The 14151-nt window shown below is 46.6% G+C and carries 13 protein-coding genes; 1 reads left to right on the forward strand and 12 read right to left on the reverse strand.

All coding sequences use genetic code 11. From position 1 onward, the window contains the following. Positions 1 to 12: 12 nt before the first annotated feature. The 10 genes from BMX69_RS10570 to BMX69_RS10615 all read right to left on the reverse strand — a co-directional run bounded on the left by BMX69_RS10570 (position 13) and on the right by BMX69_RS10615 (position 11145). The gene (locus BMX69_RS10570; RefSeq protein ID WP_100042320.1) at positions 13 to 1311 is read right to left on the reverse strand and encodes a nitrogenase component 1; all 1299 of its coding nucleotides are present in this window, start codon (positions 1309 to 1311) and stop codon (positions 13 to 15) included. Beyond that, positions 1311 to 2774, reverse strand: coding sequence for a nitrogenase component 1 (locus BMX69_RS10575; protein WP_100042321.1), 1464 nt, complete (start codon positions 2772 to 2774; stop codon positions 1311 to 1313). The genes BMX69_RS10570 and BMX69_RS10575 overlap by 1 nt, the downstream gene beginning before the upstream one ends. 20 nt (positions 2775 to 2794) lie before the next feature. Then, the gene (locus tag BMX69_RS10580; protein ID WP_100042322.1) at positions 2795 to 3784 is read right to left on the reverse strand and encodes a PLP-dependent cysteine synthase family protein; all 990 of its coding nucleotides are present in this window, start codon (positions 3782 to 3784) and stop codon (positions 2795 to 2797) included. Positions 3785 to 3815: 31 nt separating this feature from the next. Next, positions 3816 to 4655: a nitrogenase iron protein gene (nifH, locus tag BMX69_RS10585; RefSeq protein WP_334292482.1), complete on the reverse strand. Its 840-nt coding sequence runs from the start codon at positions 4653 to 4655 to the stop codon at positions 3816 to 3818. A gap of 80 nt (positions 4656 to 4735) precedes the next feature. Then, a complete protein-coding gene (locus tag BMX69_RS10590; RefSeq protein WP_054789892.1) occupies positions 4736 to 5095 on the reverse strand; it encodes a NifB/NifX family molybdenum-iron cluster-binding protein in 360 nt (119 codons plus the stop codon). A 22-nt stretch (positions 5096 to 5117) separates the two neighbouring features. Further along, positions 5118 to 5990 carry a radical SAM protein gene (locus BMX69_RS10595; RefSeq protein WP_100042324.1) on the reverse strand — a complete coding sequence of 291 codons (873 nt, stop codon included), beginning with the start codon at positions 5988 to 5990 and terminating at the stop codon, positions 5118 to 5120. Positions 5991 to 6247: 257 nt separating this feature from the next. Beyond that, positions 6248 to 6412: a YezD family protein gene (locus BMX69_RS24695; RefSeq protein WP_242941403.1), complete on the reverse strand. Its 165-nt coding sequence runs from the start codon at positions 6410 to 6412 to the stop codon at positions 6248 to 6250. Between the two features lie 560 nt (positions 6413 to 6972). Beyond that, positions 6973 to 8610, reverse strand: a complete 1638-nt coding sequence (locus tag BMX69_RS10605; RefSeq protein ID WP_100042325.1) for a SulP family inorganic anion transporter — start codon at positions 8608 to 8610, stop codon at positions 6973 to 6975. Positions 8611 to 8722: 112 nt separating this feature from the next. After that, positions 8723 to 9391, reverse strand: coding sequence for a Crp/Fnr family transcriptional regulator (locus tag BMX69_RS10610; RefSeq protein WP_054789891.1), 669 nt, complete (start codon positions 9389 to 9391; stop codon positions 8723 to 8725). A gap of 20 nt (positions 9392 to 9411) precedes the next feature. After that, on the reverse strand, positions 9412 to 11145 hold the full coding sequence (locus BMX69_RS10615) for a restriction endonuclease FokI recognition domain-containing protein (protein ID WP_100043825.1): 1734 nt from the start codon (positions 11143 to 11145) through the stop codon (positions 9412 to 9414). Positions 11146 to 11324: 179 nt separating this feature from the next. Between BMX69_RS10615 and BMX69_RS10620 the strand changes: the two genes are divergently transcribed. After that, on the forward strand, positions 11325 to 12485 hold the full coding sequence (locus BMX69_RS10620) for an acyltransferase (protein ID WP_100042326.1): 1161 nt from the start codon (positions 11325 to 11327) through the stop codon (positions 12483 to 12485). Positions 12486 to 12488: 3 nt separating this feature from the next. Here the strand turns inward: BMX69_RS10620 and BMX69_RS10625 are convergent, their stop codons facing one another. Beyond that, complete coding sequence (locus BMX69_RS10625; protein ID WP_025233702.1) at positions 12489 to 13646, reverse strand: DUF4317 domain-containing protein; 1158 nt, start codon at positions 13644 to 13646, stop codon at positions 12489 to 12491. A gap of 129 nt (positions 13647 to 13775) precedes the next feature. Further along, a complete protein-coding gene (locus BMX69_RS10630; protein ID WP_054789888.1) occupies positions 13776 to 14150 on the reverse strand; it encodes a desulfoferrodoxin family protein in 375 nt (124 codons plus the stop codon). Position 14151: the final 1 nt, after the last annotated feature.

The raw sequence follows: 14151 nt of genomic DNA on the forward strand, positions 1-14151 counted from the left end.
GAATCCCGCCTGTTAATTGAATCTTGTTCTGGCAACGGAATAGATGTCTTCGATCAGCTTTAAACCTCCGTCATATCCTGCATAATAGCTGTTCATGACCAGTCTTTCATTGACCGGCCAGGATACATTAAGGAAATGGGCATCGGTCTGCTTTGCGATCTCTTTCTCCCAATGGCCTCCAAGAATCAGGGGATATCCATGATAGTCATGGGCTTTGATCTCGTTGTGGATCTTGTAGCCATCGGTCTCAAAACTCACCTCTGCTTCTATGCCAAAATTCAGTTCCTTAAAATAGGAACAGACCTTTTCCCTGAATTCTCTTGGGGTGTCATCCGTCACGAACTGCTTTGCGGGAAATAAACCCAGATCATTGACCAGGAACTTTGTAATGCCAAGGGCATATTGGGCGTCGGCTACCACCGTAAACTGCTTTGACATGACTCTGGTCTCCAGGAATAAATCCGCATAGCGTTCGATGTAGTAGTAATAATAAGCTTCTTTCTCTGCAATCAGGCTTTCAATCTTCTCCTCTGGCACTCTTGCAAACCCGCCCACTTCCCGAAGGAATTTACTGGTTTCAAAGGCCCCTATAGGGAGGGTCGGATAGTGGAGGTAAGGGATTCCGAGCTTCTTCTCCATGTTCTTCATATTATTAAGCCCGACCCAAGGCGACACCAGTAAATTAAATTCGGCTTGCGGTATCCTCTTTATGTTACTTAATCCCCTTTGATAGCCAAATATCGTATTCGGCGTAAGACCAAGTTCCTTAACCAGTTTTTCAAGCTCTCTTAAGTTTCCCAGCCAGAACTCATCCTGATAAGGCACATCCGCCCATATATTCACCAGATTTTTTACCCGGATATCTGACCGTTCCAGAAGCTGGTCAATGATTGCATCCACCACCTGCTCGTGGCCCTTGTAGTTGTTGCCCTTAAAGCCTGCGGTGGAGGCATAGATGACCGTTTTTTTTGCATCCTGAAACCCTTCCACCACTTCTTCGGTGTTGTCACCCACGATCTCCGGGATACAGCCGGTCAATACCACATATAAATCGGCATCAATGACATCCAGGGAATGCTTGATGGTTGACTCAAGCTTTTTAACGCCTCCGAATACAACATCCCTTTCGTTGATGCTGGTACAGGGATAGATGTTGGGTGAAAAATAGCCGGAGCTTCCCGAGGAATTGGAGAGCTTCTGGGCACACCCCGGACCGGAATGAAGGACAGGAATCGCCCGTTCGATTGCCTGAACGGTCTGCATGGCGCTCATTGCGCATTTATACCTCTGTTTATCTAAGATCTTCGCCATCAGCCAATCCCCTCCTCTAAGAAGCTTCCCACATCCTGCTTATACCACCAGTCCGTGTAAGGCAGCTTCACTCTTTTTGCCAGATTCTGTTCAAAGCTCCGGTTCCGTATGGTATCTAAAACCGTATGAGCGAACTCCAGGGTATGCTTATATCCGAATATCATGTATTCGTCCGCCACATAGACCGCCGGCGTTCCCTGTTTAATGGCCCATACCGTGGAGCCGGGATGGCGGGAAAGGTATAAATCAGGGCGGTACTTATTTAAGATGTTCATTACCTCAAAGTTCTGCTGGTCCGCCACACTGGCTTCAAAATTGATCTCATTGTCAAGAAGATAACTCATGGCAGGAGGAACATCCCCATTTTCGTATTTCTTGTCATAATGCCATGCCAGCGCCCAAACCACTTCAATACCCAGCTCGTTTAACACTCTCGTCACCTCAAAGGTATAGCCCGGTCCCATTCCGAGAACCGCTTTTAATCCCTTTAATTCTTTCTTTACCGCTTCTATCTGGGGAATATAGATTTTTCTCTGTTCTTCTATGTAATGTTCCACTTCAAGCTGCTTGCCGGCAACTCTTCCGATTTCCCTAAGCCAGGTCTCAAATCCGACGATCCCTAAAGGATTGATGGTCCGGATATAGGGAACGCCGTATAGCTCTTCTAAGCCATTGCCCAGATAATTTCCAAGAACTCCGCAGATGCATGTCGTAGCAACGGATTCTGATAAATGTTCCAGTTCTTCCACCGTTGCGTTGGCATATAAAAATATGGGCTCTAAATCAAAATTCTTAAACATTTCAATGATTTCATTTCTGGCGCTTTCAAAAAAGTTTTTAAAGTTAACGGTGTTTCTTTTCTGCTCTGGCGGCTTTACGATTCCGCTTAACACCGCATGATCGGATATATCAAACCCAGTCGCCCAAATCCGTGATTTAAAGCCCTCGCAGTGAACGGCTATGACAGGCACCGGAATCTGGTCCTTTATCATCTCCACCACGCTGTCAATATCCTCTCCGATGATCCCCGTGGCACAGGAGCTGCTGACAAAAATTGCCTTTGGCTGGTAACGCCGGTTGACCTCCACAATGATATCTGCCAGCGCTTCTGTGGAACCGAAAATGGTATCATTCTCATTCATATCTGTACCAATATAGACGGATTTGTTTACGACCCCTCTTTTAGCAGCCACCTGATTGGTAATGATGTACTGAGAACTTGCCGTGGCCGAGCACCCGGAAGGGCCGTGGTGGATAACCGCCACATCCCGGATCCCTCCAAGCTGGCCGAGGGCACAGCCGGAAAGGCAGGTACTTGACTGGGAAAAACAGCGTCCGCAGCCCTTTAAGCTGCCGCATTTGCTCTGGCTGGCAAGATCATGCAAGTCTCCGACATATCCGGTTATGGAGCCTAGCCGGGTCTCCCTGGTGGCCAGATTTGAATTTGATAAATTAATTGCCATATTTAACCTCCAAACTTTGACTATGCTTCTTCAAAAAGCTTCGTGGACAGGTACCTAAGACCGGTATCCGCCAAAATAACTACAAGATTCTTCCCTTTGTTTTCCGTTCTTTTTGCCACCTGGGTTGCTGCGAAAATGGCGGCCCCGGAGGAGGTTCCCACTAAAATCCCGTCCGTCCTTGCAACTTCCTTTGCAGCTTCATATGCCTGATAGGTTTCCACCTCATATTTTTCATCGTAAATGCTTAAATCCATAGTATGGGGAATCCGTTCTGCGGGCACTCCTTCAAAGGGATGGACCCCTGTGATATCCGGCGGCAGCGGATCCGTCTCATTGGGCAGGGAACCTGGCCCAGGCTGTATGGCGATGATCTTAATATTTTTATTTTTACTTTTTAAGTACCTTCCTGCTCCCGATATGGTTCCTCCTGTGCCGACACAGGCCACCAGAATATCCACCTTTCCCTCCGTATCCGCCCAGATCTCCGGCCCTGTGGTCGCTTCATGAACGGAAGGATTTGCCGGATTTTCGATCTGATTGACAAAGAAGTTGGTTTTTTCTTTTGACAGCACTTTCTCCTTTAAGGTTCTGACAGCCGCCACAAAATCCCCGCCTGTTTCATCTAACACCGCCTGGACCTCCGGCACCTGGGAGAATCTGATTGCTTCTCCGCCAAAAGCTTTGATGTTTTTAAACCGCTCTTCACTGACATTGTCCTGGACATATACCCGGAAGGAATATCCCCTGGCTGCCGCGATTGCCGCCATGCCGATCCCTGTATTTCCGCTGGTGGTCTCCACAATGGTATACCCCGGCTTTAAGAGTCCTTTTTTTTCCGCATCGCCGATCATGGCAAGTGCTATCCTGTCTTTTACGCTCTGGTTGGGATTGAAATACTCAAGCTTTGCTATGATCTTCGCTTCCAGACCGTGTTTTCTTTCATAATTTTCCAGCTCCAAAAGAGGCGTTTTTCCTATGAGTTCCGTGATTGATTTATGAATATTACTCATTGATACCCTCCTTGATCCAGCATCTTCGTGCTTAGATCTTATAATCGTCATTGATGTTCATGAGTCCGAATTCAAAAAGAATCTCTTCCAGCCGTTCCTGGTCCATGGGAGTGGGAATGGTGAAATCCTGATTGTCGATGATTGCCTGGGCAAGATTCCGGTATTCATCTGCCTGGCTGGAATCGGGTTTGTATTCAATGACTGTTTTGCGGTTGATCTCCGCATGCTGCACAATGTTATCCCTTGGAACAAAGTAGAGAAGCTTAGTTCCAAGCTCTTTTGAAAAGGCGCGGAGTAAATCCAGTTCCCGGTCTACGTTCCGGCTGTTGCAGATGATTCCTCCAAGCCTCACCCCTCCTGTCTTTGCATACCTCTTGACGCCCTTTGCAATGTTATTTGCCGCGTATAGGGCCATCATCTCCCCGCTTGCCACAATGTAGATTTCTTTGGCCTTTCCTTCCCGGATGGGCATGGCAAATCCTCCGCAGACCACATCGCCCAATACGTCGTAAAACACATAATCCAGATCATCGGTATATGCACCCAGGTTTTCAAGAAGTCCTATGGAAGTGATGATGCCTCTTCCCGCACAGCCTACCCCTGGCTCCGGGCCACCTGATTCCACACATCTGGTTCCTTTATAGCCTTCCTTCAGGATGCGGTCAAGCTCTACACCATCCCCCTCTTCCCGCAAAGTATCAAGAACTGTTTTCTGTGCCAGGCCGCCAAGGAGCAGCCTGGTGGAATCTGCCTTTGGATCACACCCAACTACCATAACCTTTTTCCCAAGCTCCACTAACCCTGCCGTCAGGTTTTGGGTTGTAGTGGATTTTCCGATCCCTCCCTTCCCATAAATGGCTATCTGTCTGATTTGTCCCATTGATAAAATCCTCTCTTTCTGATTCGCATAATTAATTGTCGTATAAGTCTTCAATCAAAGTCAGGCTTTCTCTATAGCCCGCATAAGCTTTTCTGTACCTCAATATAAGCTAGAAGTTTCCGGATGGAATCTTCAATATATCCCGGCAGTTCAAAGGCCTCTATGTTGTTTTGATCCAGTGCAGCCCTTGCACCGGATCCAATCCGGCTGACCAGAATATAATCACAATCCTCAAGCATAGCTGCCACAGCTTTTAACTGTGATTCATCATGCTCCTGTCCCCTGCATACGGGAACCGTTTTCCGGCTTTCCTCATATGTGAATGTCATACCCCCGCTGTCTGCCTCCACAATGTAAAAGACCTCGGCTCTTCCGAAATGCTGATTGATCACCTTTCCATCGGTTGATGCCACTGCAATCTTATATTTCACGTTGTTTTTCCTCCCCCTTTCTTCATCCGTGGGAAAAGGTATCGCTTCCTGCGATCCTTCTCTGGTATATCATATCTCCAAAATCCTTTCCCCCGAGCATGCCCACTGCATCGGCACGGCAATGTTTACAATGGCGGAAAACATCAATATGCTTTCCTGCCAAAGTTCTGGCCTCGTCGATCTCCTGGCATACGGGGGCCGTTTCATGGGAAAGTTCCGATTGAGGGATCAGAGGGATAATGTTGTAGATGCATGCTCCTGCCTCTTTTACAGCCTTTGCAATATCCTCAATGTGCGCCCCGTTTATGTTTGGTACCAGGACGGTGTTCACCTTTACCGTGATCCCTGCATCCGCTATCTTTTTGATGCCCTTTAACTGGTTTTCTATCAGGATTTCAGCAGCCTGGACTCCCTCATAAATACGCCCATGATACAGGATCCACCGGTTCAGCTTTGCTTCTATTTCGGGATCCACCGCATTTACCGTAACGGTCACGGATTCCACTCCGATTTCAATGATCTCATCCGCCCGTTCATAGAGCAGAAGGCCGTTGGTGCTCATACATTTGATCAGTTCCGGATGGTGTTCCTTTACCAGACGGAAGGTTTCCAGTGCATAATCCGTAGCCAGGGTATCGCCCGGCCCGGCAATGCCTGCAACTGTAATCTCCGGGCAAAGGGTAAGAGCCTTGTCAAGAACCTCCAGCGCCTGTGTAGGAGTGAGCACCTTAGAGGTTACTCCCGGCCTTTCCTCCTCATCATTGATCCTTCTGTCGCAAAACTTACAGGAAATATTGCAGCCGGGGCTCACCGGAAGGTGGATCCGGCCCACGTTGTTTTTATTACCTCCAAAGCATGGGTGTGACTTTTGCAGGTTTTGATATGTATTTGCCATTTTAATCTCTCTTTCTCATCTTTCTTCAATCGGATATTCGCAATCCGCTTTGCTGCTTGCTCATAACCTAATAGCTGCTATTGCAGTTTGTCAGAAGGGTCTTGCACCCCTTCTGACACAAGTAAGTCCCCGCCCTCCACTTATGCCTTTCCGGCATTGAAGTGGGGGACTTACCTGATGAGGTTAAATCAGGATACAAAAAAGGACAACCTTCTCCTGATACGCATTCCTGCTTATCAGAACCTCCGGTTGTCCAGTCAGTCCTTTATTCTTATTTTTTCTATTTTTTCGATCTGTACGATCTTTCCATCCTGAATGGTGATGGTGATGGAACCATACTTTACATGGCTGGCCATTTCATGGATCAGCCTGATGTATTCTTTTTCTTGATCAGAAGCATTTGAATAGGATATCGGAATCACCTTCCCTCACTTATGGATCGCCGCCGGGCCTTCCTCTAAGCCCTGGCCCGGATTCTTTTTTCTCAGGTGGTTCTTTTTATATGTATTTGACGCATCTTTCGTATCTTCTGCATCTTCCTGCCCGTATGGATTGATTAAGTGGTGTTACTGATGAAATTTATCATCTATTTCCGCTTATAAAAAAACAGGTACAATTATAGTACCTGCTAAACTCCTTCCGCTGCGGATCCAGGTATTCTAATACATACAAAAATAAGCTGTATTCATATACATACACACAGTTTTACAACAACAGCAATCCATTTTATCAAAGCTTGAGAGAAGATTAACTCTGGCAGAAACCATTGCGTTTTTCATATGAATAACATCCTTTCTTGTATATCCTATTATTCTTGTAGGTTTAATATGTATTGATTATAGTATCATCTTTTGGGTATGTCAACATTTTTTTATATTTTTATGATATATTTTTAACAGCTTGTCTCAATGGAAAAGCCATAAGAAGCCGGAAAATTTCTTTTCACTGGCTTCTTATGGCTTTATTTTTACCTAACTGGTTTTTATAAAACAGAGGCACGCATTAAAGCATCATCAATACATCCCGCAATATTCTCTCTTCCCATATCTTCTACAAATCCCGCCCGTTCCATCATTGACATAGGCTGCTCGTTTACATGGGATAATACCAGTGTGACATTCTTTCTTTTTAAGTTATTGTAAAGCTTTTTTAAACTTTTTAATGCAGTTGTATCCATGGCCGGAACGCTCCGCATGCGAAGGATCAGCACTCTCTTACCATCTTCTAAGACCACCTTTGATATCTTATCGGCGGCCCCAAAGAACATCGGGCCATTGATTTCAAAAACGGCTACATGCCCTGGAACCGGCTTTAAGTCAATTCGGTCTCCATCATGATCCTCTTCATCCTCCAGATACTTCCAGCCATTTACCTCGGCCACATCTGCCATCCGCTTCATGAACAGCAAAGATGCGATGACCAGACCAACGCCTATGGCCATAACCAGATCAAATACCACAGTCAGGACAAAGGATACCAAAAGCACCGACCAATCGCTTTTGGGGGAGGTTTTTACAATGGAAACAAACTCTCTCCACTCGCTCATATTGTAAGCAACCATAAACAGAATCGCTGCAATGGCCGGCATAGGGATAAGGGCTGCATAGGGCATGAGGAATATGAGGATCAACAGCAGAAGAACCGCGTGAACCATTCCGGCCACAGGAGTCCTTCCCCCGTTTTTAACGTTGGCTGCTGTCCGTGCAATGGCGCCAGTCGCAGGGATTCCTCCAAACAGGGCGGAGAAGGTATTTCCAACACCCTGGGCGATCAGCTCCATGTTGGAATTGTGCCTGCTGCCTATCATGCCGTCAGCTACAACGCAGGACAGCAATGATTCAATGGCAGCTAATACCGCAATGGTCACTGCATCGGGCATGACCTTTCCCATCATGGCAAAGGACAGCCTGGGAATATGAAGAGCCGGAAGGCTGGGGGAGATGGTATACAGATCCCCAATCGTATGTACCGGAAGATCCAGTACTTTTACCAAAACAGCAGTCAGAATAACTGCAATCAAGGATGGGGGGACCTTTTTAAAATATCTCGGCCAGATGATAAGTATGGCAAGGGCAATCATTCCTACCGCCAGCGCCATTGGATTAAAGGTTCCGATGGTGCGTACCACCTGCTCCAGCTTTTCCATAGTCTCCACCGGTGCCTTTTCAAAGGTAAGACCAAGGAAATCCTTTATCTGACCGATAAAAATGGTCACCGCAATGCCAGCGGTGAACCCGGTTGTAATGGTATACGGAATAAAACGTATCAGGCTTCCCAGCCGTAAAAACCCCATGATCACAAGGAGAATCCCGGCCATGACGGTTGCCGCAGCCAGGCCGTCAAGCCCGTTTTTTAAGACGATTCCAGCTACAATGGATGCAAATGCTGCCGTAGGCCCTGCGATCTGCACCTTGCTGCCGCCTAAAAAAGAGATCACAAAGCCCGCAACAATGGCTGTATAAAGCCCTTGCTCCGGCGTCACACCGGAAGCCAGGGCAAGGGCGATGGAAAGGGGCAGAGCAATGATCGCCACGATGATCCCTGAAATGACATCCTTTGCGAACTGCTCCCTTGTGTAATGCTTCATTGATAAAAAAAACTGTGGGATAATATCCTTCATCTTTCCTGTTCCTCTGTATATTATAAATTTTTTATAAACTTTTTATAATATAACTGTGAAAAGAGAAGAATGCAAGGAAATTTCCTATGTTTTTCAAATAATACAAGAATTTCTACCGCAGGCTGTTTGCAGCAAGCAGCTCCAGACCCTCTTCACTTAGCAGCTCCACGTTTCCCCTGGTGAGCTTTACGAGATGATCTGCCTGGAACAGCCGTAAGAGCCGGGTGACCACTTCTCTTGCAGTTCCCAGGTGATGGGCAATCTGCTCATGGGTAATGGAAAGCTCACTGGAACCGTTAAGCCTTCCCTCTTCTAAAAGAAAGGCGGCAAGGCGGCCATCCATTTTCTTATTTAAGACCTGATCCATCAGCCACATGACATCGGAAAAACGGGAAGCCATCAGCTCATTGGTAAAATTGGAGACAACAGCCGACTGCTCCATCAGCGTCTTATAAACCTCCGGCGGGATCACAGAGACCACGGAATCCTGCTCCGCTTCCACCGTTACATCGAATTGAATGTTTTTAACCATACAGGGACCGGAGAAAAGGCAGATATCACGCTCAAGCAGACGGTAAAGCGTCAGCTCCCGTCCCTCATCCGATAACATGAAAACCCTTAGCTGCCCTGCGGTCACAAGCAAAAGCCCGCTGCAGCCGTCAGCGCCGCCATGGACCAGCATACCCTTTTCAAACTTTGCTTCCCTGGCCTTTTCTTTTAAGAGCATTCTCTGTTTCTCTGTCAGCTTATTCCAGAAAGGAAGGTATTCTCCCAACACCATATCATCAAACCTCCATGTGCCTAAGAACGTTGTAACACAATTTCATCGTTGCAGTCAAAAAGTTTAAAACATTCTTTGTATCCCAGTCTTCCGGACTTTAGTTCTTCCGCCATCAAAAGAAGATTCATGGAATTGACTGCGGCTCCGTAAATCCCGGAACGCATCCGGATGTTCTCAAGCCTTTCCCTAAATCCGCCGGTAAAGGCCCCGGAAACAAATGCAAAGTGATAATGAATCACATCGTTGTCAAAGATCTCCCACCACTTATTTGGATTAAGCTTCTCATTCCGTTCCTTATTTTCCTCTATATAACGGTACATCTCATCAGCCTGCTTGATCGGAAGGGAATACCCCTTTCCATAAGCCTTATTATCAATGATCAGCCCATCTTCTCCATAATATACGCACACATCCGGCTTTCTGGTATCGCCAAGCCTGGCGCCCTTAAAGTTAAGTTCCCCCGTCAGAAGCTGGGCAGTCTGTATCTCATAATCCCGGTCAGAAGTGCCGTCAAATCCTAAATCCAAAAGAATCAGATACTTATGGTCCACATGGTTCAAATGGGATCTTAAATAATCCTTGCACAGGGACACCTCTGATTTTACCGGTACCGGCCCATGGCTCTTAGAAGGCAGTTCAAGACCGGTTATCTCCTCCATGATCCGATAGGTATTTCCTGTCTTTTTTACATGAAGCCCAATATTTTCAAAGCTTCGGAGGTCATCGAGGATCGTTTCCTCTGCCTCTTCCATATCCAAGCCTTTTAAATACTCCTTTATCTGCAAAGGGGAGCGGTAGGCTCCTTCCAGGAATTTTATGATATGGGTCCTCCGGTTGCGTAAATATTCCCGGTCAGCTACCTTGGTAGCCAGCATATCCCACATCACCCGTTTGGGAATCCTGGAAAATCTTGAAACCCCTGTGACATGTTTTAATATGGTCCTTCCCTTTAACGTCAGCTGATAAGACTGTGGAATGGTTCCGGTGCAGGTAAGGCCTCCAATGGAAACGGTTACCTCTTTTGGCACCTTATTGATCCAACCCATCTGAAAAAGCCAGCTGCAAATAGTCCGGACGTATTTATCGCTGGTTCCTTCCGTATCCTGAAGAAGCTTTGTCCTCTCTTCCCTGGTTTCTGCTTCCGCCAGTCCCTGCAGGATCATGTACTGGGGAATGGAGGTAAAGCCTGCCTCCCCGATGAAGCCAAGTCTTGCTCCTATCTCAAACTTTGTCAGATGTCCTTCTTCTCCTAACAGGGACAGCACCCGGCATACGGGCGGATAGGAAAGCAGTGCGGTCTTTAATGCGCCGGCTTCTTCCTCGCTTCCTGCGGCTGCCTCCGCATATTGGCGTCCCAGAGGGGACAGGGAACAGACATCATCGTTCCGGCTGTAATGGAGAAAACCAATGCTTACCGCCCATCTTAGAAAGGAATCTGCAGGCCAGTCGCTTTGGTATTCCTTCCGCTGCCCTGGCAGAACTGCCTGGATGATCCCGGAACAGGGGGCATTGCTCCTTGTATAACCAACAGGTGTCCCCTTTCCTTTTAAATGGGTATAAGGAATGGTAATCTCCTCGCCGCTTAATTCCCGTATAAACTCATCTCTCCCGTCTTTTTCCGATATGAGCCTGGGTATTTTGTCCATGCGCAGGATCCTGTTGATCTTTGAATCCGGCACGAACGCGGATACCACATTTTTTAAGTTATCCAGGGTATAGGCCTCCTGTACCCAGCCAAATGTCCGATCTGCCACTGTTATTTCCTCTCTGTACGTTTCCTTTTTCTTAAGTATATCATAGCCTCCCGGGATTGACCACGAAATTTTCCCTGGAACACCCAAAGGGTTTGGTTTGTGATGACCGGCTTCCTGTGATATAATGATGGAAACTCAAGCCCTCGCGAGAATAACCGGACCGGAAAGGAACAGAACTTATGGGAAAATTACAGATGACAATACTGGCTTTTACAGCAATTTCCTGCTGCATTCATATCAGGCGGCAGCTCCAGGACAGAGATTACATCAAGCATCTGTTTTTAGGAAGTGATGCCGGAAAAAGCAGGATTCTCTATCTGGATTATGTCCGTCTTATTGCTGCTCTTTTCGTTATTTTAGTCCACTGCCTGGATGTTTCCACAGCCGGACTTACCGCCGGGACCAAAGAATGGGTGGCGGTGCAGTCCCTTTCTTCCATTCTTCTGGTCTGTAACACGCTGTTTATCATGAACAGCGGCGCTTTGATCTTAAGGGGACAAAGAGACAGCCTGGCTGTTTTTTACTATAAAAGATTCCTTCAGGTGGCTCTTCCCTTTTTTTGTTACTACTGCATTTATATCCTGCTCTCCTGCCAGTATTTCAATTCCGGCTTCCTAAGCGGAGTTTATAAGGCTTTAAAGGATATGGCGGCAGGCCCTATTGGGTGGGCCCCCCATTTATGGGTGATCTATGTCATTTTGTCACTGTATATCCTGGCTCCATTTTTCAGCATCCTTTTAACGCATCTGAATGACTCCATGCTTCACGGACTGGCGGTTTTGATCCTTCTCTTCCGCTGTCTGGCGGTTTATCTGCCTGCCATGGGCCTTCCTTTAAACTTTGAGCTTATGATCAGCCCATGGGAAGGGGTATTTTTACTTGGCTATTACTTTGCGCAACCAGTTTCCATGAAATACAGGAAAGCCTGGTGGGGACTTGGCCTCGCAGCCTGCTTATTTACCGTCCTCTGTACTGCCCTGCGGCCTGATTACAAGGCCATCCTATTGGCAGAAGGCGCTCCTGCCATGATCCTCTTAGCAGCCTCGGTCTTTCTTATGCTCCGCTCTCTGGAAAGCCGGCTTCCAAAGCCTGGAATCGTGATGAACTTCTTGATCCGGCACAGCTATTCTATTCTTTTAGTACACTGGGCCGTGCTCTATTTTGTCAGGGAGCGGCTCCATATAGGCGGACTTAATTTCAATATGGCAGGCAGCACCCTGATTTCTTTTCTTCTGGTTCTGGTTCTGTCAGCCGCAGCGGCATTTCTCTTTGACCAGACCGTAGTTCTTTGTGTCCAGACCCTTTTTAAACGTCTGGTCCATCCATTAAGGAGCCGGTGAGTGTTACTCTTCCGGCTCCATTGTTCTATCTGCTGCTATGGGCCTTACCGTGATTCCGTTGATTTCCACATGCTCACTGATGCCGATGACAATGCATGGCCGGCCGTCGATCATCCGGTTTTCTACAAGATAGGTTTTATCAGGCGCTACCTTGATACTCACATCCGTTGTCTTGATCTCAAAGCTTCTGGTATTAACTACATTGGAAGCGATGAAGGGAGGCACAGATGTTTCTTCGTTTTCGCTGTAACGCTGCTCAAACTCCTCAAGCTTCTCCTGGCTGGCTCCGTTGTTTTCCAACAGCCTTTTCATCTGATACTTGTCCAGGGTAAAGGGAGCCGGTTCATCCTTTGTTTCTTCAAGAATCTCATTTAAATTTTCGTGAAGGTTCTTAACTGTTTCAAAATCGCAGTTATCTCCCAGCGTTTCCTCCACAAGGGCCTGGAATGTTTCTTTCTGGCTCTTGGCTGACATAGGTATCACACAGCCAAGCAGCTCATCAATTAAGCGTTCCGGCATCTGCTCCGGGTTTTTGGCATAGTATAAAAGGCTGTGAATATCCGTATTCCGGTCATTAAAGGACGGGAATAAAAAGCCGGTATCAGGAGCCTCCACGATCCAGTCCCTGCTGCGGTTTTCGATTACATTAGACTCGGAATTGTAACAAAGGCCCGCTTTTGACAGTTTTACCGGGCAAACGGAGCACTGGATGAATTCATAAACAAAGTCTGAAGCATCATCCATTTCAAGTCCATCAGAGGACCTTGCGGGAATATCGTAGGCACAATGAATGAGGATAATGTAAAAATTCTCGCCGTAATCGTAGCTTGCGATCACCTTATCATAAAATTCCTCGATCAGGGCATCATCCTTTAACTGGCTGTCCCGAAGCTTTAATAGAAAGTTCTGGGTTCCGTCCTCAGCTTCCGTATGTAATGGAAATTCCATATTGACCATGTTCTTACCAATCGTCCCTGACAGGCCGCTTCTAAAAATGGCAAAATATTTAAACGCTTCTTCTTCCGGGAGTGATAAAAATGCTTCCTTAATCTCCGTTCTTTTGTTCTTTTCCGCATCCACATAACAGCCACAGATACGGCTGATGGCACAGTTAGCAGGAGTAAAAAGTTTCTTTATTTCGTTAGCTTCTTTCTTATTCATTCTACGGCTTCTCCTATCCTAATGTAAAACTTCAGAATTAATACTAGAGCAAATCCGGGCAGATGTCAATCATTGGTATTGCTAAAAAAAAGCTCACAGACCATCAGGTCCATGAGCTTTTCAACTTTTTTATTTATCTGCTTTCCATAATCCGTGAAGATTACAGTATTCGTATGCGGAAACTACTTCATCTCCGTCGCAAAGCATGAATTCAGCCACGGGTTTATCACCTGGATTCAATATCTTTCTCTGATTGCCCTGCTTGGTCTCTAATGCGATCCAACCGATGAAATGTTCAGGAAGCATTGGGTGTTCAACGGAACCAACTGTAACTTTTACATGCTGACCGTCAATCTCAATAACCGGAACGTGCTTCTCAGTTGCAGCATCTGTTGTATTGGCTACCAATTCGTGCATATTTTCTCCACAGCATGTAATGGTACCGCCCTTTTCCTCTACAACCGCTACAATATTACCGCAACGGTTACACTTTAAAAACTTCATA

This window comes from Lacrimispora sphenoides JCM 1415 (genome assembly GCF_900105615.1).
Classification (GTDB): Bacteria; Bacillota; Clostridia; order Lachnospirales; family Lachnospiraceae; genus Lacrimispora; species Lacrimispora sphenoides.

What these genes read in the sequence shown, in the direction of transcription:
- BMX69_RS10570 (WP_100042320.1), bottom strand. Translation starts at nt 1,311, where the DNA reads ATGGCGAAGATCTTAGATAAACAGAGGTATAAATGCGCAATGAGCGCC.
- BMX69_RS10575 (WP_100042321.1), bottom strand. Translation starts at nt 2,774, where the DNA reads ATGGCAATTAATTTATCAAATTCAAATCTGGCCACCAGGGAGACCCGG.
- BMX69_RS10580 (WP_100042322.1), bottom strand. Translation starts at nt 3,784, where the DNA reads ATGAGTAATATTCATAAATCAATCACGGAACTCATAGGAAAAACGCCT.
- BMX69_RS10595 (WP_100042324.1), bottom strand. Translation starts at nt 5,990, where the DNA reads ATGGCAAATACATATCAAAACCTGCAAAAGTCACACCCATGCTTTGGA.
- BMX69_RS10605 (WP_100042325.1), bottom strand. Translation starts at nt 8,610, where the DNA reads ATGAAGGATATTATCCCACAGTTTTTTTTATCAATGAAGCATTACACA.
- BMX69_RS10610 (WP_054789891.1), bottom strand. Translation starts at nt 9,391, where the DNA reads ATGGTGTTGGGAGAATACCTTCCTTTCTGGAATAAGCTGACAGAGAAA.
- BMX69_RS10620 (WP_100042326.1), top strand. Translation starts at nt 11,325, where the DNA reads ATGGGAAAATTACAGATGACAATACTGGCTTTTACAGCAATTTCCTGC.
- BMX69_RS10625 (WP_025233702.1), bottom strand. Translation starts at nt 13,646, where the DNA reads ATGAATAAGAAAGAAGCTAACGAAATAAAGAAACTTTTTACTCCTGCT.
- BMX69_RS10630 (WP_054789888.1), bottom strand. Translation starts at nt 14,150, where the DNA reads ATGAAGTTTTTAAAGTGTAACCGTTGCGGTAATATTGTAGCGGTTGTA.